The 23,023-nt window shown below is 70.8% G+C and carries 23 protein-coding genes and 1 tRNA gene; 9 read left to right on the plus strand and 15 right to left on the minus strand.

Annotated features, from left to right (window positions below):
- On the plus strand, positions 1-1,004 hold a 1,004-nt coding region (locus tag ACSW7Y_RS04050), incomplete at its 5' end, for a hypothetical protein (protein ID WP_438125057.1).
- Positions 1,005-1,071: 67 nt separating this feature from the next.
- Positions 1,072-2,043 carry a magnesium transporter CorA family protein gene (locus ACSW7Y_RS04055; protein WP_438125058.1) on the plus strand — a complete coding sequence of 324 codons (972 nt, stop codon included), beginning with the start codon at positions 1,072-1,074 and terminating at the stop codon, positions 2,041-2,043.
- A gap of 31 nt (positions 2,044-2,074) precedes the next feature.
- Here ACSW7Y_RS04055 and ACSW7Y_RS04060 read toward each other — a convergent pair whose 3' ends face one another.
- Positions 2,075-3,226 carry an SLC13 family permease gene (locus ACSW7Y_RS04060; protein WP_438125059.1) on the minus strand — a complete coding sequence of 384 codons (1,152 nt, stop codon included), beginning with the start codon at positions 3,224-3,226 and terminating at the stop codon, positions 2,075-2,077.
- A 95-nt stretch (positions 3,227-3,321) separates the two neighbouring features.
- On the opposite strand from ACSW7Y_RS04060, the gene ACSW7Y_RS04065 reads away from it, so the two are divergent.
- Complete coding sequence (locus ACSW7Y_RS04065; protein ID WP_058725532.1) at positions 3,322-3,513, plus strand: hypothetical protein; 192 nt, start codon at positions 3,322-3,324, stop codon at positions 3,511-3,513.
- Positions 3,514-3,604: 91 nt separating this feature from the next.
- Here ACSW7Y_RS04065 and ACSW7Y_RS04070 read toward each other — a convergent pair whose 3' ends face one another.
- On the minus strand, positions 3,605-4,771 hold the full coding sequence (locus ACSW7Y_RS04070; protein WP_438125060.1) for a mechanosensitive ion channel family protein: 1,167 nt from the start codon (positions 4,769-4,771) through the stop codon (positions 3,605-3,607).
- 90 nt (positions 4,772-4,861) lie between these two features.
- Between ACSW7Y_RS04070 and ACSW7Y_RS04075 the strand changes: the two genes are divergently transcribed.
- Together ACSW7Y_RS04075 and ACSW7Y_RS04080 are read left to right on the plus strand one after the other, a co-directional pair.
- Entirely contained in the window at positions 4,862-6,406 is a 1,545-nt protein-coding gene (locus tag ACSW7Y_RS04075; RefSeq protein ID WP_438125061.1) for an amino acid permease, read from the plus strand.
- Positions 6,407-6,458: 52 nt separating this feature from the next.
- Entirely contained in the window at positions 6,459-6,758 is a 300-nt protein-coding gene (locus ACSW7Y_RS04080; protein ID WP_438125062.1) for a hypothetical protein, read from the plus strand.
- A gap of 263 nt (positions 6,759-7,021) precedes the next feature.
- On the opposite strand, the gene ACSW7Y_RS04085 is transcribed toward ACSW7Y_RS04080, so the two are convergent.
- The 4 genes from ACSW7Y_RS04085 to ACSW7Y_RS04100 all read right to left on the minus strand — a co-directional run bounded on the left by ACSW7Y_RS04085 (position 7,022) and on the right by ACSW7Y_RS04100 (position 9,288).
- A complete protein-coding gene (locus ACSW7Y_RS04085) occupies positions 7,022-7,234 on the minus strand; it encodes an SCO4848 family membrane protein (protein WP_438125063.1) in 213 nt (70 codons plus the stop codon).
- Between the two features lie 179 nt (positions 7,235-7,413).
- Positions 7,414-8,340, minus strand: coding sequence for a hypothetical protein (locus ACSW7Y_RS04090; protein ID WP_438125064.1), 927 nt, complete (start codon positions 8,338-8,340; stop codon positions 7,414-7,416).
- Between the two features lie 46 nt (positions 8,341-8,386).
- Complete coding sequence (locus ACSW7Y_RS04095; protein ID WP_438125065.1) at positions 8,387-8,848, minus strand: ImmA/IrrE family metallo-endopeptidase; 462 nt, start codon at positions 8,846-8,848, stop codon at positions 8,387-8,389.
- Entirely contained in the window at positions 8,845-9,288 is a 444-nt protein-coding gene (locus ACSW7Y_RS04100; RefSeq protein ID WP_438125066.1) for a hypothetical protein, read from the minus strand. Before ACSW7Y_RS04100 ends, ACSW7Y_RS04095 begins: the two co-directional genes overlap by 4 nt.
- Before the next feature lie 65 nt (positions 9,289-9,353).
- Between ACSW7Y_RS04100 and ACSW7Y_RS04105 the strand changes: the two genes are divergently transcribed.
- Positions 9,354-10,004, plus strand: coding sequence for an IMPACT family protein (locus ACSW7Y_RS04105; protein WP_438125067.1), 651 nt, complete (start codon positions 9,354-9,356; stop codon positions 10,002-10,004).
- Between the two features lie 97 nt (positions 10,005-10,101).
- Here the strand turns inward: ACSW7Y_RS04105 and ACSW7Y_RS04110 are convergent.
- A tRNA-Lys gene (locus tag ACSW7Y_RS04110) sits at positions 10,102-10,177 on the minus strand.
- A gap of 100 nt (positions 10,178-10,277) precedes the next feature.
- Here ACSW7Y_RS04110 and bcp point away from each other — a divergent pair.
- On the plus strand, positions 10,278-10,748 hold the full coding sequence (gene bcp, locus ACSW7Y_RS04115; RefSeq protein WP_438125068.1) for a thioredoxin-dependent thiol peroxidase: 471 nt from the start codon (positions 10,278-10,280) through the stop codon (positions 10,746-10,748).
- Positions 10,749-10,846: 98 nt separating this feature from the next.
- Here the strand turns inward: bcp and ACSW7Y_RS04120 are convergent, their stop codons facing one another.
- Positions 10,847-11,278 carry a hypothetical protein gene (locus ACSW7Y_RS04120; protein WP_438125069.1) on the minus strand — a complete coding sequence of 144 codons (432 nt, stop codon included), beginning with the start codon at positions 11,276-11,278 and terminating at the stop codon, positions 10,847-10,849.
- 258 nt (positions 11,279-11,536) lie between these two features.
- On the opposite strand from ACSW7Y_RS04120, the gene ACSW7Y_RS04125 reads away from it, so the two are divergent.
- Positions 11,537-11,785, plus strand: coding sequence for a WhiB family transcriptional regulator (locus ACSW7Y_RS04125; RefSeq protein ID WP_022904217.1), 249 nt, complete (start codon positions 11,537-11,539; stop codon positions 11,783-11,785).
- 122 nt (positions 11,786-11,907) lie between these two features.
- Here the strand turns inward: ACSW7Y_RS04125 and ACSW7Y_RS04130 are convergent, their stop codons facing one another.
- On the minus strand, positions 11,908-13,413 hold the full coding sequence (locus tag ACSW7Y_RS04130; protein ID WP_438125070.1) for a sensor histidine kinase: 1,506 nt from the start codon (positions 13,411-13,413) through the stop codon (positions 11,908-11,910).
- A gap of 101 nt (positions 13,414-13,514) precedes the next feature.
- On the opposite strand from ACSW7Y_RS04130, the gene ACSW7Y_RS04135 reads away from it, so the two are divergent.
- Positions 13,515-13,991: an Rv3235 family protein gene (locus ACSW7Y_RS04135; protein WP_438125071.1), complete on the plus strand. Its 477-nt coding sequence runs from the start codon at positions 13,515-13,517 to the stop codon at positions 13,989-13,991.
- 229 nt (positions 13,992-14,220) lie between these two features.
- Here the strand turns inward: ACSW7Y_RS04135 and secA are convergent, their stop codons facing one another.
- From secA to mtrA, 6 genes are all read right to left on the minus strand, one after another.
- On the minus strand, positions 14,221-16,998 hold the full coding sequence (gene secA, locus ACSW7Y_RS04140) for a preprotein translocase subunit SecA (RefSeq protein WP_438125072.1): 2,778 nt from the start codon (positions 16,996-16,998) through the stop codon (positions 14,221-14,223).
- A 152-nt stretch (positions 16,999-17,150) separates the two neighbouring features.
- Entirely contained in the window at positions 17,151-17,852 is a 702-nt protein-coding gene (hpf, locus tag ACSW7Y_RS04145) for a ribosome hibernation-promoting factor, HPF/YfiA family (protein WP_438125073.1), read from the minus strand.
- Between the two features lie 160 nt (positions 17,853-18,012).
- Positions 18,013-18,714, minus strand: coding sequence for a ComF family protein (locus ACSW7Y_RS04150; RefSeq protein ID WP_438125074.1), 702 nt, complete (start codon positions 18,712-18,714; stop codon positions 18,013-18,015).
- A 95-nt stretch (positions 18,715-18,809) separates the two neighbouring features.
- Positions 18,810-20,537 (minus strand): GerMN domain-containing protein, encoded by a 1,728-nt coding sequence (locus tag ACSW7Y_RS04155; protein WP_438125075.1) that lies wholly within the window; start codon positions 20,535-20,537, stop codon positions 18,810-18,812.
- A complete protein-coding gene (gene mtrB, locus ACSW7Y_RS04160) occupies positions 20,534-22,192 on the minus strand; it encodes an MtrAB system histidine kinase MtrB (RefSeq protein WP_438125076.1) in 1,659 nt (552 codons plus the stop codon). Before mtrB ends, ACSW7Y_RS04155 begins: the two co-directional genes overlap by 4 nt.
- Positions 22,193-22,227: 35 nt before the next feature.
- Positions 22,228-22,902 carry an MtrAB system response regulator MtrA gene (gene mtrA / locus ACSW7Y_RS04165; RefSeq protein WP_438125077.1) on the minus strand — a complete coding sequence of 225 codons (675 nt, stop codon included), beginning with the start codon at positions 22,900-22,902 and terminating at the stop codon, positions 22,228-22,230.
- Positions 22,903-23,023: the final 121 nt, after the last annotated feature.

Here is a 23,023-nt window from a genome sequence, read left to right on the forward strand (position 1 = left end):
GTCCCCAGCCGTTCATCGGCGGGCAGGCGACCCCGCCCGCCCCGATGTCGCCGAAGGCCCGCAAGGTGCTCGTCCGCTCCCTCGTCGCCGCGGGCGTCGTCGTGGTGGTCGTCGTCGCGGGTGCCGTGACCACCGGCGTCCTCCGCTCGAACGTGTGGGGCCCCGCTCCGACGGCTCGGAACTACGTCGAGGCCATCGCCCGCGGCGACGCCGAGACCGCGTCCCGGATGACCGAGGCGCCGTCGAACGCGTCCATGCTCGACGCCGCCGTGCTGAAGAGCGCCGAGGACCGTCCGACGAACGTCCGCATCGGCCGCGTCTCCACCTCGGGCGACACCGCGTACGCCACCGTCCGCTACCAGCAGGGCGGCTCGGCCCGCACGGGCGACATCACGCTCGAGCGCACCGGGACCTCGTTCCTCGTGAAGGACGAGTGGCGCGTCACGAAGCCGCTCGCCGACCGCGTGTCGATCACGGCGAGCGACGTGCTCGAGGGCGCGGACGTGACCGTCGGCGGGAAGAAGGTCGGCGCGATCGAGAACGGCGCGTTCGAGTCGCTCGCCTACCCCGGCAGCTACGAGGTCGAGGTCGGCGGGACGGAGTACTTCACGGGCGGGACGAAGACCGTCAAGGTCGGTGCGTCCGCCGCCCCGTACGTGTCCTTCCAGCCGACGGCGACGAAGGCCCTCGAGCGCGACGCCGAGCAGTACGTGTCGGACCTCATCGACACCTGCGCCGAGAAGACCGACATCGGCTACGGCGACGGCTGCCCCTGGTACGGCCCGTACGACGCGCAGGGCTCCGTGCAGTACACCGTGAAGTCGAAGCCCGAGCTGACGGTCGAGTCGTCCGGCAGTGGCTACGTCGAGGTGAAGAGCACGACGGACGGGCAGATCGCGTACTCCTACGAGGACTTCTTCGGCGACGCCAAGAAGGGCGACGACACCTTCGACGTCGACACCTACCTGAAGGTCGAAGACGGCAAGCTCGTCTCCGCGTACTGAGCACACCCACACCACGGCGACGGCCGGTCCGGGACCCCCGGGCCGGCCGTCGCCGTACGCTGGGCCGATGGTCATGACGAGGGCGTGGCGGAACGGTGCCGCAGCGGAACGCGACTTCCCGGTCGAGCGGGTCTCCGACCTCGTCGCCGAACCCGACACCTTCGTGTGGGTGGACCACACCGACCCGCGACCGGAGGACCTCGCCGACCTCGAGGAGGAACTCGGGGTGCACGCCCTCGCTGTCGAGGACGCGCTCGAGGGCGGCCAGCGGCCGAAGCTCGACCGGTACCGCGAGAGCCTGTTCCTCGTCGTCTACGACATCAGCGGCCGCACCGACACCGGAGAACTCGTGAGCCACGAGGTCAAGGCGTTCGTGACGAAGCGGGCACTCATCACCATCCACGGCGCTGACGTGGACCTCCGCGACGTCGAGCACCGACTCGACGCGAACGCCGACATCGCCGACCACGGTGTCCCGTGGCTGATGTGGGCGCTGCTCGACACGGTGGTCGACCACGCCTCGGACGTCGTGGAGGACCTCGACCAGGCCGTCAGCGCACTCGAGGACGACCTGTTCGAGCACGGCAGCAGCCGCGAACGGCAGATCCAGCGCCGGTCGTTCGCACTCCGGAAGCAGCTCGGCGTGCTCCGTCGACTCGTCGTCCCGACCCGGGACAGCGTCACGTCGGTCCTGCACGGCGACGCGGAGCTCGTGGTCGACGGCATCCGGCCGTACTTCCGCGACGTGCAGGACCACCTGGTGACGATCGCGGACTCGGTCGAACAGCTGCGTGACGCGGTGGGCAGCGGGCTCGACACAAACCTCGGCATCGCGTCGAACCACCAGAACGTCGTCATGAAGAAGGTCACCGGCTGGGCGGCCATCATCGCCATCCCGACGGCCATCACCGGGTTCTTCGGGCAGAACGTCAAGTTCCCGGGCGAGAGCGCGTGGAGCGGCCTCTACGCCTCGGTCGGGCTGATCGTCGCGTCGTCGCTCGTGCTCTACCGGGTCTTCAAGAGCAAGGACTGGCTCTAGCAGCACGGCCTGCAGCCGCACTGCGAGTCCGTCAGATCCGCAGCGCGAGCACCCCGGCCACGACCGTCAGCGGCGCGACGACGCACCCGAGTGCCATGTACCGCCCCCACGACAGGTGCACGCCCTCGGAGGCGAGGCGCGCGTGCCAGAGCAGCGTCGCGAGGGACGCCCACGGCGTGATCAGGCACCCGGCGTTCACCCCGACGAGGAGCGCCGCGTACCGCAGTGCCTCGTGTCCGGCCGCTGGCTCGAGCACGAGGTAGGCCGGCAGGTTGTCGATCGCGTTCGCCGCGACCGCTCCGGCCCCGCCGAGCGCGAGCAGCGAGCCGGTACCGGTGCCGCCGGGCAGCGCGTCCACGATCGGGTCGGTCAGGCCCGTGGTGTGCAGGGTCTCGACGACGACGAAGAGTCCGGCCGCGAAGATGAGCGTCGACCACGGCACGCGCGAGATGCGCAGTTCCGACGGCGCCCGGAAGGCGGCCACGACGACGAGCAGCACGGCGGCGACGACCGCGGCGATCCACACGGTGACCCCGGCGGTCAGGGCGACGACGAGCGCGACGAGGACCGCCGACGCCGACCAGAAGAACACGGGGTCGGACGCCCGACGGACCGGCACGGGCGTGTAGCGGCCGAACAGCTTCCCGCGGAAGACGACGAGGAGCACCGCGCACGGGATGACGACCCCGGCGAGCGCTGCCCACACCATCAGGCCCGCGAACGGGATCGGCCCGTCGAGCCCGATGCGGTCGACGGCGAGCAGGTTCGTGAGGTTCGACACGGGCAGCAGGAGCGACGCGGTGTTCGCGAGCCAGACCGTGGTGAGCGCGAAGGGCATCGGCGGCAGGTCCACGCGGCGCGCGAGCGTGATCACGATCGGGGTCAGGAGCACCGCCGTCGTGTCGATCGACAGGAACACGGTGCAGACGACGGCGAGCACGACGACCGCGGCCCAGAGGCCGATCGTCCGTCCGCCGCCGACGCGGGCGGCGAGGTCGGCGAGGCGGTCGAAGACCCCGGCGTCCGCGGCGAGCTCGGCGACGATCGTGAGGCCGAGCACGAAGCCGAGCACCGGCACGACACGGTCGGCGAGCTCGGCGAGGTCGGACAGGGGCAAGAGCCCGAGGGCGACGCACACGGCACCGACCACGAGCAGGACTCCGCCGATGACGGCCTGACGCACGCTGACTCCTCACGAGCGCACCGGCCCAGGGGTGACCGGCGGCGCTCCAATGTAGCGGCCGGTAGCGTTGACGGGACGACCAGGAGGAGGAACCCGTGCGGAAGTTCATGTTCAGCGGTGCTGTGTGGAGTTCGATCATCAGCGGCTACAGCGTGGTGCAGACCACCCGGCAGGGTCCGCGCGACTGGCGCCTCGCGCTCACCTGGGTGGCGTGGCTCGCGACGACGATCGTCGCCATCGGCACGGTGGTCGAGGACGATCGCGCCGTGAAGGCGCGTCAGCCGTAGGGCTGGACCCGGCGGGTCGCGACGCGACCACACGACGGACGGGAGGCACGTGGCGGGTCCGCCACGTGCCTCCCGTCCGTCCGTGGCGGGTCTAGGGCACGTCCGACGGCCGCACGTCGGACGTGCTGATCGGACCGGTGAACATCGCGGCGCGCTCGTCGTGCTCGCCGCCGAACAGCGCGGACGACGCTGCGGTCGACGCACCGCGTCGACGCGGGGCGGCGACGTCCTCGACCATGAGCACGCGCTGCACCGGTTGCGCGTCCGGGTGGGTGCGCTGGATCCAGGCGACGAGCTCCTCGCGCACGTAGCAGCGCAGGTCGAAGAGCGACGGTGCGTCGTGTGCCGTGACCAGCACGCGGACGTGCACGAAGCCCTGCACGGCGTCGGTGACCTGGAGCACCTGCACCCGGCGGTCCCACAGCTCGGTGCGCTCGAGGATGCGTTCGAGCTCGAGCCGCATGTCACCCGGGCGGACCCGCCAGTCGAGGTCGAACTCGACCTCGCCGAGCAGTTCGCTGTTCGTCCGGGTCCAGTTCTCGAACGGGGTGCTCGTGAAGTACGTCGACGGGAGCACGAAGCGCCGGTCGTCCCAGAGGTGCACGACGACGTAGGTGAGGGTGATCTCCTCGATCCTCCCCCACTGCTGCTCGACCACGACCACGTCGTCGACCCGGATGGACCCGGAGAAGGCGAGCTGCATGCCGGCGAACACGTTGCCGAGCGTCGACTGCGCGGCCAGGCCGGCGATGACCGAGATGAGTCCTGCGGAGGCGAGGACGCTCGCGCCGGCGGCCTCGACACCCGGGAAGGTCAGCAGGATCGCCCCGACGGCGATGATGACGAGCACCGCCACGGTGAGACGGCGCAGCACGAGCACCTGGGTCTTCACACGGCGGGCGACGCGGTTGTCGGGCACGTCGGTGCGGTAGCGGTGGAGGCCGAGGGACTCGAGGAAGATCGCGACCTCGCAGGCGAGCCAGCAGCCGGTGCCGATCACGGCGATGAGGAACACGTGCGAGACCTCGTCTCGCCACGGGTACGCGCGGGTGTCCGGGACGCTCGTCGCGAACGCCGTCCAGAGCAGGGCGATGAGCAGCACGGTGCGGAACGGGTGCTTCGTCCGGCGGGAGAGGACGGACGCCCAGCGTTCACGCCGTGCGAGGGAGCGGAAGACGAGGTGGGTGACGAGCGCCGCGACGGCTGTGACGAGCAGGGCGAACCCGACCGCGACGAGGAGTCGGAGGAGGATGTCCATCCCTCCATGCAACCAACACGGGGGCGCCCGGGGTCCAGCCGGGCGGGTTGTGTGCCACCCCGGGCCGTTGACACCTGTAGCGTGTCGCGCATGACAGCGCAGAACGACACGGGAGCCCGTCGCGCCCCCGCGCAGGACTTCTCGCACGAGCAGGAGGGCTACCAGCACGGTCTGAAGCCCCGGCAGTTGCAGATGATCGCGATCGGCGGGGCCATCGGCACCGGCCTCTTCCTCGGTGCCGGTGGACGGCTCAACTCCGCGGGCCCCGCGCTCGCCATCACCTACCTGGTGGCCGGCGTCTTCGCGTTCTTCATCCTCCGGGCCCTCGGCGAGCTCGTGCTGCACCGCCCCTCCTCGGGGTCGTTCATCTCGTACGCGCGTGAGTTCTACGGTGAGAAGTTCGCGTACGCCGCCGGCTGGATGTACTTCCTGAACTGGGCGATGACCTCGATCGTGGACACCACCGCGGTCGCGCTCTACATGCAGTACTGGAAGCCGTTCACCTCCGCACCGCAGTGGCTCATGGCGCTGATCGCGCTCGTGGTCGTCCTCGCGGCGAACCTCGTGGCGGTCAAGGTCTTCGGCGAGCTCGAGTTCTGGTTCGCGCTCATCAAGGTCGCCGCCCTCGTCGCGTTCCTCGTGGTCGCGCTCGTGTGGCTCATCTTCGCGTTCCCCGTCGAGACCGGTGGCCAGGCGGTGCAGACCGGGTTCTCGATCCTGCAGAACAACGACGGCGTGTTCCCGAACGGCCTGCTGCCCGCGGTGCTCGTGATCCAGGGTGTCGTGTTCGCGTACGCCGCCATCGAGCTCGTCGGCACGGCCTCGGGCGAGACGCAGGACACCGAGAAGGTCATCCCGCGCGCCATCAACTCCGTCGTCTTCCGCATCGCGGTGTTCTACGTCGGCTCGGTCGTGCTGCTGTCGCTCCTGCTGCCCTACACCTCCTACAAGGAGGGCGAGAGCCCGTTCGTGACGTTCTTCTCGTCCATCGGCAACCCGCAGGTCGGGCAGGTCGTCGGGTCGATCATGAACTTCGTCGTGCTCACCGCGGCGCTGTCGTCGCTGAACGCCGGCCTGTACTCGACCGGCCGTGCGCTGCACTCGATGGGCATGAACGGGTCCGCGCCGAAGTGGACCACGAAGATGTCCCGCGGCGGCGTCCCGTACGCGGGCATCCTGCTCACGGCGGGCTTCACGGTCGTCGGCGTCGTGCTCAACTACTTCGTGCCGGCACAGGCGTTCGAGATCGCGCTCAACGTGGCGAGCCTCGGCATCATCACCGCGTGGGGCACGATCATCCTCTGCCAGATGAAGCTGCGGAGCTGGGCGAAGCAGGGTCTCGCGAAGGAGCCCACGTTCCGCCTGCCCGGTGCCCCGGTGACCGCGTGGCTGACCCTGGCGTTCCTGGCGTCGGTCATCGTGCTCATGGCGATCGACTACCCGGTCGGCACCTACACGATCGCGTCCCTCGTGATCATCATCCCGCTCCTCATCGTCGGCTGGTTCCTGCAGCGCGACCGGATCCTCCGCATCGCGGCCCTCCGCGAGGGCGTCACCGGGCCGTACCCGGTCACCGGCCGCGACCCCGCGAACCAGGTGCGTCGCGACGGGGCGGGTGACCCGTCCGGGAAGTGACGCGTCCTCCGCGATCCGTGACGGGTCCGGCCTCCGCCGATAGCATCGGCGGGTGCCGGACCCGTCGCTCATCCCCTCGCTCGACCTGCAGCTGACCTGGCGCGGCACGTTCGGCCGCGTGCGCGTCTTCCACGACCGGGTCACCGCCGAGACCAGCTACGAGCGGCCCGGTCGCACCGAGGTGCCGATGGGCTCGGTGCGCGGCTGGCGTGTCGGCCCGTGTGACGTCGACGCGGTGTGCGTCGAGTTCGTCACCGATGACGAGACCTACCGGGTGCTGCTCGACACCACGGACGAGCGGGTCGCGGACCACGCCCTGCGCCGGGTGCTCGGTCCGCCCCTGGCGGACTGACGTCCGCCGTTCGGGCATCGACGCGGAACGACGACGCCGTCGTCGGGCGACGACGGTCGTGTCGCGGAGGGACGGCGCCCGGTCGCTCGATCGTTCAGCCGCTCGGCCACTGCCGGCCTCGGCAGCGTCATCGAGTTGCCGGTTCGCGTCGTGGAACCCATCACGAGGGCCGACGGGAGGCCCGTGGCGGCGCCGCCACGGGCCTCCCGTGCCGGAGACGCGGACGACGCTGTGCGGCGGTGCGTCCGCTGCGCGTCCGCCGATCAGACCAGGAGGAGGATGCCCGCCACGACCGACGCCACCGCGATCGCGAGCGCGATCACGACGAGGATCAAGTGCACGCGCCAGAACGTCGTCGGCTTGCCGGCGGCGTCCCGCGCCCGCGGGTCCTTCGCGACCCGCTGGAAGAAGCGCGGCCAGGCGACGACGTTGAAGACGGCGCCGATGAACAGGACGAGGGCGGCGAAGACGAGCACGTGCTGATCGTACCGGCCGGAGTCGTCGTACCCGCTGGTGCTGTCGTACCGGCCGGATCTGTGCCGCACGGCTGGTGCTGTGCCGCCCGGTGGGGCTCGGCCGCCCCCAACGCGGTCGAGACCCACCGGCCTGTAGCAATTGCTACAGACCCTACACGGCGGGTCCGGACCCGTCGACCTCAGGCGGGGTCGAGGGCTCCCTCGGCGGCAGCGAGGACCGCACGCTCCTCTGGCGTCAGCACCGTCCGGCTCGCCCGTGCCCCGTCGTTGATCTCGACGATCGCCCGGCTCAGGCGGGTCTCCGGGTCCGAGGTCGTCGGGTACGCGTTGTCCGTGCCGATGCGGTCGTGGAGCGGCTGCAGGCTCCGGATCGCCCGCTCCACGGCGCCCGTCCGGCGCGCACGCCAGACCTGGTGGCCGATGACGAGCAGGAGCATCCCGGACGCCACGCACAGCACGGCGCCGGGCGTGGTGACGTCGTAGGGCAGCGACAGCGACCGGGTCACCGTGAGGTCCCCGGCGAGGTGCGCGACGTCCATCACGACGACCACGACCATCCGGACCACGCCGAGCACGCCACCGAGCACGAGCACCCAGAGGCCGATGCGGTCGGTCAGTCCGCGGGCCTCACGGAGCCGGAGGAGGCAGATGAGTCCGGTCGCGCCGAGCGCCACGCCGAGGTACACCGTCTGCGAGACGGAGTAGACCACGGCGGCGGGTTGCGAGCCGGCGTCGAGCATGAAGGTCGTCGTGGTCGGTGGCTTGTCGAGCACGGTGAAGGCCGTCACGACGACGACGAGCACGACCGCGCACACGACGACGATCACGGTCCGCAGCCAGCGCCGACCGGACCCGACGGCCTTCGCGACGCCCCACAGCAGCGTGCTCGTCCCCGCGACCATGAGGCAGTCGCTCACCACGGTGACGAGGTTGCAGCCGCCGAACAGCGGATCGACCCACCGGTAGAGCGGGTCGACGTTCGTCACGATCGTCGCCGCGAAGAGCAGGAAGGTGACGGCGAGGGTGCGGTCCTGTCCCCGTTGGAGGACGAAGAGCACGATCGTGCCGGCGACGAGCAGGAGCGCCTGGGCGACGGCCAGGATCACCGCGGCACCAACGGGTGGCGGTCGGCGCTCAGGTGCGCGTCGGTGCTCACCCGAAGACCCCGCGGAAGTCGCTCGGACGGGTCCGGGCAGCACGGATGACCTGCGCCAGCCGGTCGGCGAACAACTCGGCCTCGCGTTCGAACGCGTTGTCGAACAGTCCGCGGGCCATCACCCGCTCAACCTTGTACTCCGGCAGGTCCGGGATCACGTCACGGATGTACGCCGACAGCGCCTGGGCCTCCTGGTGCCGGTGCAGCACGTGCCCGAGCTCGTGCCCGATGACGAACGACCGGAAGGTCTGCGACGGCGTCGGCGAGATCATCACGAGGTGGCGGTCCTCGAGCGTGGCGACGAAGCCGCACACGGGTTCCTCCGCGAGGAACGCCTCTTCACGGACGACGATGGGCTTCCCGACGACCGCGGCCGCCGCGGCGACGGCGTCGTCGACGTCCGACCAGCCCTCGGCGTCCGCCCGTGCCCAGAACGCCTCGACGAAGTCGGCGCTCACGCGACGCTCCCCCGCTGCGACTCCTCCTCGAGCACCTCGGCGATCCGCCGCAGTGCCTCGGCCGAGAGCTCCCCCGGGAAGGTCCGGGCCGCGAAGCCGCTCACGCGCGCCGAGCGCAGGGAGCGCACGAGGGCGAGCTGCGCGCTGATCCGCTCCGGGACCGCGCTGTCCTCGAGCAGGAACCGCTCGTCGACCTCGAAGAACCCGGCGAGCAGACGGAGCAGACCGGAGTCGCGGTTGCGCCGGCCGTCGCCGGAGCACATGTACGTCCACTTCGCCCGGGAGAGCGATCCACCGTGGGCGGCGACGTACTCCTCGACCGCGGCGAACGGTACGGGGGCGCCGCGCTGCGACTCCTCGAAGTCGAGCAGCAGGTTCAGCCGCCGGGCGAGCTCGGCGGCGTCGAGGGCCCCGCCCCGGTCGTCGACGACGTTCTCCATCTCGATCCGACTCCTCCCCGGTCGTCAGCAGTGCAGGACATGGTAGCGCCGGTAGCCTCGATCCGGTGAGCGCGCCCCTCCCCTCCACCGTCGCGGCCCCGGTCGAGCACGAGGTCGTCGTCACGAAGTCGCGCTTCATCACCACCGTCGCACCCGTGGCGGACGTCGCCGACGCCGACCGTGTGATCGCCGCGGTCCGGAAGCGGCACTGGGACGCGCGCCACCACTGCACGGCGATGGTGACGGGCGTCCTCGGCGACCAGGCGCGCTCCTCCGACGACGGCGAACCGAGCGGCACCGCCGGGGTCCCGATGCTCGAGGTCCTGCGTCGCCGTGGCCTCACCGACCTGGTCGCGGTGGTCACGCGCTACTTCGGCGGCGTGAAGCTCGGGGCCGGCGGACTCGTCCGGGCGTACTCGTCCGCGGTGGCGGAGACCCTCGACCGAGCGATCGTCGTGCCGCGACGGTCGTTGACCCGCGCGACGGTCGCGGTCCCGCACGCCGAGGCCGGGCGGATCGACAACGTGCTCCGCGAGTGGGTCCGGCACCACGACGCGGTCCTCGGCGAGCCGGCGTACGGAGCGGTCGCAGCGTTCGAGCTGTGGGTCCCGGCCGTCGAGCGTGGACCACTCCGAGCGGACCTCGCCGCGGTGTCGGCGGGCTCCGTCGACCCGGTGTTCGGCGAGGAGCGGATCGTCGACGTCCGCCCCGACTGATTTCGGGTCCGGAGCGCCACTCGGGCGTGTCGCACGGCGGCGGCGACGCGAGCCCGGGAACGACGAAGGCCCCGGTCCGTTCGGACCGGGGCCTTGCTGGTGCACCCCCTGGGACTTGAACCCAGAACCCACTGATTAAGAGTCAGTTGCTCTGCCAATTGAGCTAGAGGTGCGTTCGCTGCGTTCCGTTTCACCGTGCTGCAACGGGAAACAACAATAGCATGGCTTCCGGGTGCTCACGACCACCGGGCACCACGATCGAACAGGAGCACCATGACCGACCGTCTCGCTGCCGGCGACACCGCCCCCGACTTCACCCTCCCGGATCAGGACGGCACGGAGCACACACTGTCCGACCTCCGCGGCGAGAAGGTCATCGTGTACTTCTACCCGGCGGCGTCCACCCCGGGCTGCACGACGGAGGCCTGCGACTTCCGCGACAACATGTCGTCGCTGCAGGCGGCCGGCTACGAGGTCCTCGGCGTCTCGAAGGACGAGCTCCCCGCGCTCAAGAAGTTCCAGCACGAGCAGGCGCTCTCGTTCCCGCTGCTGAGCGACCCCGACCTCGCGGTGCACAAGGCGTACGGCGCGTGGGGCGAGAAGAACAACTACGGGAAGATCGTCACCGGCACGATCCGCTCGACGATCGTCGTCGACGAGGGCGGCACCGTCCAGCTCCCCCTCTACAACGTGAAGGCCACGGGCCACGTGGCCAGCCTGCGGAAGAAGCTCGGCCTGGTCTGATCGCCTGAGCGCACGCACTGGAGGCCCGGTGCAGGTCCACGGGACCGGCACCGGGCCTCCAGGCTGTTGCGTCAGTCCCCGTCGGCGTCCTGGCGGGCTCAGTCCCCGTCGACGTCCTGGCGGACGAGGGCGGCCGTGACCGGCCGCGAGAGCACGAGCGTGATGGCGAGCAGCGCGGGGATGAGCAGCAGCCACCCGAACCAGGCGACGCGGAAGACCCCCTGGAAGGCACCGATCGCCAGCGCGCCCTGCATCACCTGCCAGACGATGATCCCGGAACGCACCCAGGGACGGCGGTTCCGCAGCCCCACGAAGAGGGCGCCGAGCCAGAGCGCCGCGATCGCGGTGAGGATCGTCAGCGCGATCCCGGAGGCGAGGCTCGTCGCCGGCGAGGTGACCAGTTCGACCAGGAGCCACACCGTGACGCCAGCCAGCGCGAGGAACTCGAGGCCGAGCACGACCTGCAGCACCGTGAACGCCGGCGTGCGCTGTCCGGGGTCCGCGGACTCGTCGGGTGTGGTGTCGTGCACAGCGATCCTCCAGCGTCGGAACCCTTGATTTGCCCCTACCAGTATGGAACGATATTCGAGGTCGTTTGGACGGCACGATGTGGTGTGCGTCTCCCGTGGTTCGACGCTCCTCCCCCGAGCGTTCAGCGGGCGTCAGACTCGCTTCCAGCGGATCCCTCCCCCACAGGGTGTCCCCTCATGCTCAGCATGCCCAGCGTTCCGATCCCCGAACCACGTCCACGGCTGCCGTTCGAGCATCGACATCAAGGAGCACCACACATGGACTGGCGTGACCAGGCAGCTTGCCTCACCGCGGACCCCGAGCTCTTCTTCCCGGTCGGGAACACCGGCCCCGCAGTTGACCAGATCGAGAAGGCCAAGTCGGTCTGTGCCCGCTGCACCGTCACCGAGATGTGCCTGCAGTACGCCCTCGAGAACAACCAGGACTCGGGCGTCTGGGGTGGCCTCAGCGAGGACGAGCGTCGTGCGCTGAAGCGCCGCGCCGCCCGCGCCCGCCGCGCCTCCTGACGCAACAGCACCGCACGTCCGAAGCCCGCCGCCCCGATCGGGGTGGCGGGCTTCGTCGTGCGGTGGCCGGGCCGGGGCGAGCAGGGTGCTCGGGCGGACAAGACCGCGCGGGACGTGCGGGGCTACGCCGCGGGGGCTACCGTCAGCCAGCGGAACGGGATCGAGATGCCGACCTCGGTGCCGCTGCCGGTGAGGGTGTGCCAGTCGATCGTCCCGCCGAGCTCGCCCTGGATGAGCGTCCGGACGATCTGCGTGCCGAGCCCCGACCCGACCTTCCCCTCCGGGAGGCCCCGGCCGTTGTCACGCACCTGGATCTCGAGGTGGTCGTCGTAGCGGTGCGCGACGATCTCGACCTCACCGTCGCGGCCGTCCAGCCCGTGCTCGACGGCGTTCGTCACGAGCTCCGTGAGCCCGAGTGCGAGCGGGGTCGCCGCCTCCGAGGGCAGGTTGCCGAACTCGCCGGTCTTCTTCGGCCGGACGGTGGTGTTGTGGGACGCCGCGACCTCGGTCACGAGCTTGAGCACCGAGTCGAACACCTGGTCGAAGTCGACGTTCTGGCTCAGCCCGGTCGAGAGGGTGTCGTGCACGACCGCGATCGCCGCGACCCGGCGCATGGCGTTCTGCAGTGACGTACGGGCCTCCTCGGAGTGGGTACGTCGTGCCTGGATGCGGAGCAGCGACGCGACCGTCTGGAGGTTGTTCTTCACCCGGTGGTGGATCTCCCGGATCGTCGCGTCCTTCGTGATGAGCTCGCGCTCCTGGTGGCGCAGCTCGGAGACGTCGCGGCAGAGCACGATCGCGCCGATGCGCTCACCGTGGTCGCGGAGCGGGATCGAGCGCAGGGAGACCGTCACCCCCTTCGCCTCGACGTCCGCGCGCCACGGTGCCCGCCCCGTGACCACCAGCGGCAGCGACTCGTCGACGTCGAGCTTCGACCCGATGAGCTCGGTCGTCACCTCGGCGAGGGACTTCCGCTCGAGCTCTCCCTCGAACCCCATGCGGTTGAACGCGCTCAGCCCGTTCGGGCTCGCGAAGGTGACGACACCGTTCGTGTCGAGGCGCAGGAGCCCGTCGCTCGCGCGTGGCGCCCCACGTCGCGGGCCGGCGGGCGCCCCGAGGTCCGGGAAGTCACCCGTGGCGATCATGCCGAACAGGTCGTTGGCACTGGCGGTGAAGTTCAGCTCCTGCCGGCTCGGCGTCCGCATCTCGTCCTGGTTCGAGTGCCGGGTGACGACGGCGATCGGGCGCTCGGTGGTCTCCGCGCTGTTCGCCGAGAGCCGGCGGAGCACCGGGATCGCCCGTACCCGCGTCGGGGTGTCCTCGTACCAGTCGGGCTCCGCGGAGTCGACGACCTTCGAGCCGACGAAGCACCGGGTCACCTGGTCGCGCCACTCCTCGCGGATCTCCTGGCCCACGATGTCGCGGTAGAAGAGCGTCGCGGCGGAACTCGGACGTGCGTGCGCGACGGCGACGAACGAGCCGTCCTCCGCGGTCGGCACCCAGAGCACCATGTCGGCGAACGAGAGGTCGGCGAGCAGCTGCCAGTCCCCGACGAGCAGGTGGAGCCACTCCACATCGGCTTCGGAGGAACGGCCTTGCGCGAGGACGAGGTCACTGAGGGTCGACACCTGGCCAAGTCTAGGTGTCGGTCTGTGTGGACAACGCCGCGTTCTCCACAGCTCGGCCGCTTTTGTATTTCTCATTTTGCACTCGCCATACGCTCAGCCCGATGGAAGGGGCAGGGGTGGCGCAACGAGCGGTGCAGCAGGAGTCGGCAGAGCCGGAGGAGACGGGAACGCGGTCCGCGCCGCCGAGGCTGCAGGCCGTGCCCGACGCGGCCGAGGTGCCGACACCCGACCGTGTGACGCTCACCGAGGCCGACGAGACCGCCCGCGCGCTCGCGCTCTGCGTCGTCGAGATCCTCAGCGGTGCCCGCGAGGTCGACAGCATCGCCCGGTGGATCACCGAGGACGTGCACCGGCACCTCCAGCACCGCGCTGCGCTCGCCGCGCGGAACCGTTCCGCGACGCGACGACCACTCCGACGCCCCGTGCTCCGGGCCGAGCGCGTGGTCAGCTGCTCCCCCGCGGCCGGAGTCGTCGAAGCGACGGTCGTCGTGCACGGCCGCAGCCACGCCAGGGCGGTCGCGATCCGACTCGAGGTGCGGAAGGCGCGATGGCGCGCGACCGCGGTCGGCGTGCTCTGACCACACGGCGCCACGCGGCACCACGCGGCGCGAGTCTCGCGGTGAGCGACGATCCTCGCACTGCGGAGCACGAGGCTCGTCGCTCAGGGCGAGACTCGTGCATGTGCGCACGCGCAGACGGACGGGAGCACGCCCCGCTCAGGGCGAGACTCGTGGGTGTGCGCACGCGCAGACGGACGGGAGGCGCGGTGCCAGCTGGCACCGCGCCTCCCGTCCGTCTCTTGTGGCGTCAGCCGCGCTTCGCCGCGCGACGTTCGGCGCGGTTGTTCGCCGCCGCCTGGCCGGAAGCCGTCGCCGCGGTGCCGAACGCGGAGCCCTGCTCCGGACCCTGGGCCTCCTCGGCCTCGGCTTGCGCACGCTGCGCGCGCGCCGTCGCGGCCTGCTCGAGGCGACCCTGCTCGTCGCGGACCTCGACCTCACCGTCGATGGACGGTGCCGAGTACTCGAGACCGCTCGTCTCCTCCTCGCCGAGGCCCTTCGCCTCGATGACCGCGTTCTCGCCGTCGGACTGCACCTGCACCTCGAGGTTGAAGAGGTACCCGACAGACTCCTCGCGGATCTGTCCCATCATGCTCTGGAACAGGGCGTAGCCCTCGCGCTGGTACTCGACCAGCGGGTCGCGCTGCGCCATCGCACGGAGGCCGATGCCGTCCTTGAGGTAGTCCATCTCGTAGAGGTGGTCCCGCCAGCGACGGTCGATGACGGAGAGCACGACGCGCCGCTCGAGCTCGCGCATGGCCTCGTCACCGAGGAGCTCCTCGCGCTTCTGGTAGGCCAGCTGCGCGTCCGACAGGATCTCGCGGCCGAGGAACTCGCGAGTCGCCTTGCCCTTGGACCCGGCCTCGGTGATGACCTCGTCGATGGAGATCGAGATCGGGAAGAGCGTCCCGAGCTCGGTCCACATGGCGTCGAGGTCCCAGTCGTCGGGCGAGCCCTCACCGGTGTGGGTGTCGATCACGTCGTCGACGACGCTCTTGAGGAACGTCTGCGCGCGGTCGTGGATGTCGTCGCCCTCGAGGATGTGCCGGCGGTCGCTGTAGATCGCCTCGCGCTGCCGGTTCAGGACGTCGTCGTACTTGAGCACGTTCTTGCGGATCTCGGCGTTGCGGCCCTCGACCTGCGCCTGCGCCGAACGGATCGCACGGCCGACGAGCTTGTTCTCGATCGCGAGGTCGTCCGGGACGTTCGAGCGACCCATGAGGCTCTCGGCGGCGCCGGAGTTGAACAGGCGCATCAGGTCGTCGGTGAGCGACAGGTAGAACCGGCTTTCGCCCGGGTCTCCCTGGCGACCGGAACGACCGCGCAGCTGGTTGTCGATGCGGCGGGACTCGTGGCGCTCGGTACCGAGGACGTAGAGACCGCCGGCTTCGCGGACCTTGTCGGCCTCGTCCTTGATCTCTGCCTTGACGCGCTCGAAGACGTCGTCCCAGGCGGCCTCGTACTCCTCCGGGGTCTCCGTCGGCGACAGGCCCTTGGCGTGCATCTCCTGCACGGCGAGGAACTCGGAGTTGCCGCCGAGCATGATGTCGGTACCACGGCCGGCCATGTTCGTGGCGACGGTCACCGCGCCGAGCCGACCAGCCTGCGCGACGATCGCGGCTTCACGCGCGTGGTTCTTCGCGTTGAGGACCTCGTGCTTGACGCCCTTCTTCGCGAGGAGCTTCGACAGGTACTCGGACTTCTCGACGCTCGTGGTGCCGACGAGGACGGGCTGGCCCTTCTCGTGGCGCTCGGCGATGTCCTCGGCGACCTGCTCGAACTTCGCCTTCTCGTTCTTGTAGACGAGGTCGGTCTGGTCGATGCGCTGCATCGGCTTGTTCGTCGGGATCGGGACCACGCCGAGCTTGTAGGTCGACATGAACTCGGCCGCTTCGGTCTCCGCGGTACCGGTCATGCCCGAGAGCTTCTGGTACAGGCGGAAGTAGTTCTGGAGCGTGACGGTCGCGAGGGTCTGGTTCTCCGCCTTGACCTCGACGCCCTCCTTCGCCTCGATCGCCTGGTGGATGCCCTCGTTGTAGCGACGACCCATCAGGATGCGGCCGGTGTGCTCGTCGACGATGAGGACCTCGCCGTTCATCACGACGTAGTCCTTGTCGCGCTTGAACAGCGAGACGGCCTTGATGGAGTTGTTGAGGAACGAGATGAGCGGGGTGTTCGCCGACTCGTAGAGGTTGTCGATGCCGAGGTAGTCCTCGACCTTCTCGATGCCGGGCTCGAGCACGCCGACGGTGCGCTTCTTCTCGTCGACCTCGTAGTCCTCGCCCGGGGTGAGGCGCTTGGCGATCGAGGCGAACTCGGTGAACCAGCGGTTGGCCTCGCCCGACGAGGGACCGGAGATGATGAGCGGCGTGCGGGCCTCGTCGATGAGGATCGAGTCGACCTCGTCAACGATGGCGAAGAAGTGCCCGCGCTGCACCATGTCCGACGCCTGCCACGCCATGTTGTCGCGCAGGTAGTCGAAGCCGAACTCGTTGTTCGTGCCGTAGGTGATGTCCGCGGCGTACTGCTCACGGCGCTCGGCCGGCGACTGGTTGGCGATGATGCAGCCGGTGGTCATGCCGAGCGCGCGGAAGACGCGGCCCATGAGCTCCGACTGGTACGACGCGAGGAAGTCGTTGACGGTGATGACGTGCACCCCGCGGGACGGGATGGCGTTGAGGTACGCGGCCGTCGTGGCCACGAGGGTCTTGCCCTCACCGGTCTTCATCTCGGCGATGTTGCCGAGGTGGAGCGCGGCGCCACCCATGAGCTGCACGTCGAAGTGCCGCATGCCGAGGGTGCGCTTCGATGCCTCACGGACCGCGGCGAAGGCCTCGGGCAGCAGGTCGTCGAGGGTCTCGCCGTTCGCGTACCGCTCGCGCAGCTCCTTGGTCTCGTCCTGGAGTTCCTCGTCGGTGAGGGACGCGAAGTCGTCTTCCAGGTCGTTGATCGCCGAGGCGTAGGCCTTCAGGCGGCGGAGGGTTCGTCCTTCACCGATGCGGAGGACCTTCTCCAGCACGTTTGCCACGTGAGCTCCTTACGAGGTCGTCTCGCGCCGTCTGCGCGATGCGATCAGCCAGTCATGCTAGCAACCCCGCGACGACCGACGCTGGGAGCGGCGCGGCTGTGCGCGGCCCGCGAACGGGCCGCGCACAGCGTCGTCGAGGGGTGCTCGACGGGTCAGGCGAGAGCGGCAGCGGGTTCGCTCGCCGTGTCGGCCCCGGCGGACGACGGGTCGTCGATGCCGATGACGCCGTAGTCCCAGCCCTTGCGGCGGTACACGACGCTCGGACGTCCGGTCGCGGCGTCGACGAAGAGGTAGAAGTCGTGCCCGACCAGCTCCATGTGGTACAGCGCGTCGTCGACCGTCATCGGCGCAGCCTCGAAGACCTTCTCGCGGATGACCACCGGGCAGTAGGCCTCGTCCTCCGGCTCCTCCTGCGCGTCGGTGTCCACCGTCGGGATCGCCCCGGTCGCGACCGACTGCAGGAGCTTGCCGTCCGCCGGCGTCACGCCGAGGTGCTCGAACGCCGTCCCGGAGGCTTCGCCGACCGAGGTCGGGCGGTGCCGTCCGCGGTGCACCTTGCGACGGTCACGCGCACGCCGGAGTCGTTCGGTCAGCCGGGCGAAGGCCAGGTCGAAGGCCGCGTACTTGTCCGAGGCCGCGGACTCGGCCCGGACGAGCGGCCCGGGGCCGATGAGCATCAGCTCGACGCGGTCCTCGCCCCCTGCGCCGCCGCTCTTCTCGTTGTGACGGCTGACCCGCACCTCGAAGGCGAGGGCCCGGTCGGCGAGCACGTCGATCTTCTCGGACTTCTGTTCGACGTAGGTCCGGAATCGGTCGGTGACCCCGATGTTCCGGCCTGTGATCGTCACGTCCATGTGGCGGCTCCCATCCACGCTCGGCGCGTCGCCTCCGTCCGGCGATCTCTGACGCCTTGCCGCGAGGCTAGACCCGAGCGCCGACGGTTGTCACGACGTCCACGCGATCCCGGCGCGACACCCACCGGACACCCAGGCGTCACCGTCCGTGCACCCGGGTTCAGTCCTCGACGCTCGCGACCACCACGCACCGTGTGACCGTGCCGCCGGCCGCTCGGACGGCACGGACGGCCTCGGCCAGGGTCACGCCCGTGGTCACCACGTCGTCGACGAGGACCACCGTGCGGCCGGCGACGTCGACCGCCCGGAGCGTGCCGACGGTCGCGGCGACACGTTCGGTGGCCGTGCGTCCCTTCTGACCGGAGCCGCCACGGCTGCCGGGAACGCCGCGATCGCCGGATCGGCCGGCCGTGGCGTCGTGGCGGACGAGGGCGGCCCCCGCCGGCGCCCTCCCCCGACGGAGGAGCAGCACCACCGGGTCGAAGCCGCGTCTCCGGGCACCACGCCTGGACGGGGGAACACGGAGGACGACCGTGCCGTCCGGGGCTTCGGCGAGCGCCCGTCGCACGAGCGCGCCGAACCGCCCGGCGAGCGGACCGGCGAGGTCGACGCGGGAACGGAGCTTCAGCTCGAGGACGAGCGTGCGGACGAGGCCCTCGTACTCGAACGCGGCGTCCGTCCGGACACCGGCGACGAGCCGCACCCGCTGCGGGCGCTCCGCGACGGCTCTCGTGCACGCAGCGCACAGCGCGCGGTCCGGCGTGCCGCACCCGACGCAGTCGACCGGGAGGACGAGGCCGACCACCGCGCGGAGCGCGGCGATCGGGTCGCGGGGCGGTGGGGACGGACGGCGCGGGGTCACCCGCACGATCCTCGGCCGGTCACGGGGCGGGCGGGAGGCCGTCAGCCGGGCTGTGGACGGGCCTCCAGGCAGGGTCGCCGGTGCAGGGACGCCCCTCAGCGCTGGGTGCCGAGCACGCTCCCCGTGACGCCCGTCGGCTCCCAGCCGCCGCCGGTCGACTGGAGGACCCGCGCGTCGGACATCCGCAGGAGCAGCGACCCGCCGCTGCCGCCGACGATCGTCGTGGCCCGGCCGTCCGGCTGCGGGAGCGTCGTCGCGCGCCCACCGATCGTGGTGCGCACGACCTCCGGACCGCTGTCGGTCTGTCCGACGGACGCCACGTCGACGTCGCTCACCCAGGTGGCGGAGACGGCCTCGCCGGACGCGGCCTGCACCCGCACCGGCGACCCGAGGGCCGTCGGCACCCGGTCGCGGTCGCGCTCGATGGCCATCACGTACAGCGCCGGTCCGTCCGCGGTCTGCAGGAGCGCGAGCGCGCGGGTGGAGTCCCGCGAGACCTGGAACGACACGAGCCTCCCCGACGGCAGCGTGGTCTCGACGTCGTGGGGCTCTCCGGTCAACGAGTACGTCCGCACCTTCGACGGGTCGCCCTTGCGTGCGACCCAGACCGACCCGGCTCCGACGTCGTCGACGGACGGCGGGACGAGGTCGGTGCGGGTGTCGACGCGCAGGCGCTGTTGCCCGGAGCGGACGACGAACACGCCCTCGTCGCTCCGGACCGCCGCGACCGTCCCCGACGCGCTCAGGGAGACCGCGTCCGGGTCGAGCGCGACGACCTGCTGGCTCATCCCGCCGCCGAGGGCGGACACGGTGCCGTTGCTCGCCGCGTAGCCCACCTTGCGCTGGGCCTCGACGAGCGGCCGCGGGTCGACGTCGGGGTTCTGCTGTGCGTCCGACGATCCGCTCGACGGGACGGACAGGCTCGCGCCCTCGACCGTCATCGTCACGGACGAGACGGACGCGACCGTGGCGAGCGACTTCGCCAGCTGCTCACGCATCCGGACCCGGTCGGCCGAGCTGGCCCGGAGGGCAGCGCTGGACAGGTCGACCTGCGCCGTGCCGTCCTCGATCGTCACGGCGTTGAGCGACAGCTGCGTGCCCTTCGGGAACGCCGATGCCACCGCCCCGTCGAGCCAGTCCGCCGGACCGGCGAGCAACGCACTGACGACCCTCGTGCTCACCGAGGACTGGGCGAGGAACCAGCGGACGTCGGGGACGAGGAAGTCGCCGGTCGGGTCGAAGAAGTACAGCGCGTGCTGCTGGAACACGGACTGGAACCGCACAGGCGACAGGATGATGCCGTCGGGGGCGGAGGCGATGCGCCAGTCGTCGCCCTCACGGACGAACTGGAACGTCAGCGTCGAGGTCGTGGGGCGGACGGCTTGGGTGTACTCGCCGTCGGAATCGAGCGACGCGCTCGCGGTGAGCGTGTACGTGAGCTCGTTCGCGCCGACCCGCTCGACCTGCCCGCTGCCGTCGCTGATCGTGACGCCCTGCCGCGGGTTCCACTTCTGCGAGAACCCGGAGGACAGGAACTCGCGCGCGGTGGCGTAGTTGTTCTGGGCGCCCGTGGCGGCCGCGATGAACCCGCGGAGGACGGCGGTCTGGTCCTCGCCGCCGGAGGGCCCGTCGGGGCGCAGCTCAACGCCGGAGACGGACTCGTCCTTGATGGACTGGCCGGAGCGGACGTCGCCGGAGAGCGGGATGGCGGCGCAGGCGGAGAGCGCGACGAGCGTCAGGGCGGCGAGCACGACGACGAGGGTGCGGCGGACCCCGCGGTGTGGTGCGCGGGCAGCGGCGGCGCGGGCGGTGCGGCGGGTCATGCGTCCTCCTCGCGGACGGCGCGGGGGCCGTCGTACGGGTCGTCGAGGTCGGGCAGCGGGATCGCCGACGTCTCCGTCGACACGTGGCCCGTGCGGGGCAGGGTCAGCACGAACGCCGACCCCTCGCCGACGCGGGACCACACGTCGATGCGACCGCCGTGCAGGTTCGCGTCGCCGAGGCTGATCGCGAGGCCGAGCCCGGTCCCGCCGATGGTGCGCTTGCGGCTGGGATCCGCTCGCCAGAAGCGGTCGAACACCCGGGCGGCGTCCTCCGGGGGCATCCCGACGCCGTGGTCGCGGACCGCGATCGCCACCGTGCGGCTGTCGCTGTCGACGACCACCTGCACGGGTCGTTCCTCGCCGTGCTCGATGGCGTTGCCGACGAGGTTGCGCATGATCCGTCGGATGCGCTTGGCGTCGAGCTGCATGGTGGTGTGCCCGCCGGGGGTGTGGAGGACGAGGTCCACGCCGGCGCGTTCGGCGAGCGGGCGGAACTCCTCGACGATGTCCGCGGCGAGTGCGGCAGGGACGACGGGCTCGGTGTCGAGCTGCGCGGCCTGGGCGTCGTAGCGGGAGATCTCGAGGAGGTCGGCGAGGAGCAGCTCGAACCGTTCGACCTGGGCGTGCAGGAGTTCGGCCGAGCGCGCGACCGCCGGCTCGAACGCGTGTCGGGAGTCGTAGAGCACGTCACCCGCGAGACGGATGGTGGTGAGGGGTGTGCGGAGCTCGTGCGAGACGTCGGACACGAAGCGCTGCTGCACCCGGGACAGCTCGGCGAGCTGGGTGATCTGTCGGCTGACCGCGTCGGCCATGCCGTTGAAGCTCCTGGCCAGCGTGGCGATGTCGTCGTCGCCGTGCACCGGGATGCGTTCGTCGAGCCGGCCGGCGGCGATCTTGCGGCTCGTCTCGGCGGCACCGCGGATCGGCACGACGACGAGCCGCACGACGAGGCTGGTGACGAGGGCGATCAGGACGATGAGCGCGACGCCGCCGATCGACAGCGTCTGCGAGACGAAGTCGAGGGTCTGTTGGGCGTCCGAGAGGTCGTAGACGAGGTACAGCTCGTACTGGCCGGCGCTCGGGATCTGCAACGTCGACCCCACCGCGAGCCCCGGCTGCCGGCGGCCCTCGTCCTCGAGCTGCACGGGCTGGAGGCTCAGGCGTCCGGTGTTCTTGCCGACCTGCTTCCGCAGCGCGTCGGAGATGACGGCGTCGGGGAAGTCCCGCGTGACGATGGTCTGCAGGGTCTGCGGTGTCGACTGGCCGGGAGTCCGCTCGATGGCGACGTCCGTGCCGCCGGGGCTCGTGGTGTTCGAGAGGATCGCCTGCTGCGCCTCGTTCTGGAGCGTCTCCAGCTCCGACTGGTTGTTGTCCTCGCTGGCGGTCGCCGCGTCGAAGATGTTCTGCGCCACGAGCGTCGCGCGCGCCGACTCGGACTCGATCTGGTCGCGGCGCTGCGCGTAGACGTTGTTCGAGATGCTCACCATGACGGCGGTGCCGATGACCGCGACGGCGAGACCGGTCGTGACGACGGTGATCGCCACGGACCGGAACATGAGCGACCGGCGCCACAGGTAGGCGATGCCACGCCAGCCACGGCGCGCCCACCGGCGCAGCCGCTGGCCGACCCGGCCGAGGGTGCCGGTCGGCGCCACGCGGGGACGCGACGGTCGACGTCGCGGCACGGTGCTCAGGCTCCTCCGGCCCGGTACCCGACGCCGCGGACGGTCGTGACGATCTTCGGGTTGTCCGGGTCGTGCTCGATCTTCGCGCGGAGGCGCTGTACGTGCACGTTCACCAGGCGGGTGTCGGCCTTGTAGTGGTAGCCCCACACCTGCTCGAGGAGCATCTCGCGGGTGAACACCTGGTTCGGCTTCTCGGCGAGCGCGCGGAGCAGGTCGAACTCGAGCGGGGTGAGGGCGATCACGGTGTCGCCGCGGCGGACCTCGTGCCCGGGGACGTCCACGGTGAGGTCGCCGGCGTGCAGCACGGTCGAGTCGGACGCTGTGGGCCGGAGCCGGGTGCGGATCCGGGCGACGAGCTCCTTCGGGTTGAAGGGCTTGACCACGTAGTCGTCGGCGCCGTTCTCCAACCCGACCACGACGTCGGCGGTGTCGCTCTTCGCGGTGAGCATGATGATCGGGGTGCCGCTCTCGGCGCGGATGCGCTTGCAGACCTCGATGCCGTCGATGCCGGGGAGCATGACGTCGAGGAGCACGAGGTCCGGCTCCGAGTTCCGGAACGCGTCGACGGCGTCGTTGCCGTCGGCGCTGAACTCGGGTTCGAAGCCCTCGGAGCGGAGGACGATGCCGATCATCTCGGCGAGGGCCTGGTCGTCGTCGACGACGAGGATGCGCGGTGTCATGTGATGGGGGCTTCCGTCCCTGTGGAGCGTGGGTGCCGGGTCGGCACCGTTCCTCACGATAGCCGAGGCGCCGGCCTGGAGGCCCGTGGCAGCCCGGTACGCCGCCACCGTCCGCCCCGTG

The sequence above is a fragment of the Curtobacterium flaccumfaciens genome, from assembly GCF_051548005.1.
Lineage (GTDB): Bacteria > Actinomycetota > Actinomycetes > Actinomycetales > Microbacteriaceae > Curtobacterium.

Bases quoted from the DNA above. Each gene is read 5' to 3' on its own strand.
- mtrA (WP_438125077.1), bottom strand. From the start codon at position 22,902: ATGACACCGCGCATCCTCGTCGTCGACGACGACCAGGCCCTCGCCGAG.
- ACSW7Y_RS04070 (WP_438125060.1), bottom strand. From the start codon at position 4,771: ATGGACATCCTCCTCCGACTCCTCGTCGCGGTCGGGTTCGCCCTGCTC.
- bcp (WP_438125068.1), top strand. From the start codon at position 10,278: ATGACCGACCGTCTCGCTGCCGGCGACACCGCCCCCGACTTCACCCTC.
- ACSW7Y_RS04100 (WP_438125066.1), bottom strand. From the start codon at position 9,288: ATGGAGAACGTCGTCGACGACCGGGGCGGGGCCCTCGACGCCGCCGAG.
- ACSW7Y_RS04155 (WP_438125075.1), bottom strand. From the start codon at position 20,537: ATGACCCGCCGCACCGCCCGCGCCGCCGCTGCCCGCGCACCACACCGC.
- hpf (WP_438125073.1), bottom strand. From the start codon at position 17,852: ATGGACGTGACGATCACAGGCCGGAACATCGGGGTCACCGACCGATTC.
- ACSW7Y_RS04075 (WP_438125061.1), top strand. From the start codon at position 4,862: ATGACAGCGCAGAACGACACGGGAGCCCGTCGCGCCCCCGCGCAGGAC.
- ACSW7Y_RS04135 (WP_438125071.1), top strand. From the start codon at position 13,515: ATGGAAGGGGCAGGGGTGGCGCAACGAGCGGTGCAGCAGGAGTCGGCA.
- ACSW7Y_RS04055 (WP_438125058.1), top strand. From the start codon at position 1,072: ATGGTCATGACGAGGGCGTGGCGGAACGGTGCCGCAGCGGAACGCGAC.
- ACSW7Y_RS04125 (WP_022904217.1), top strand. From the start codon at position 11,537: ATGGACTGGCGTGACCAGGCAGCTTGCCTCACCGCGGACCCCGAGCTC.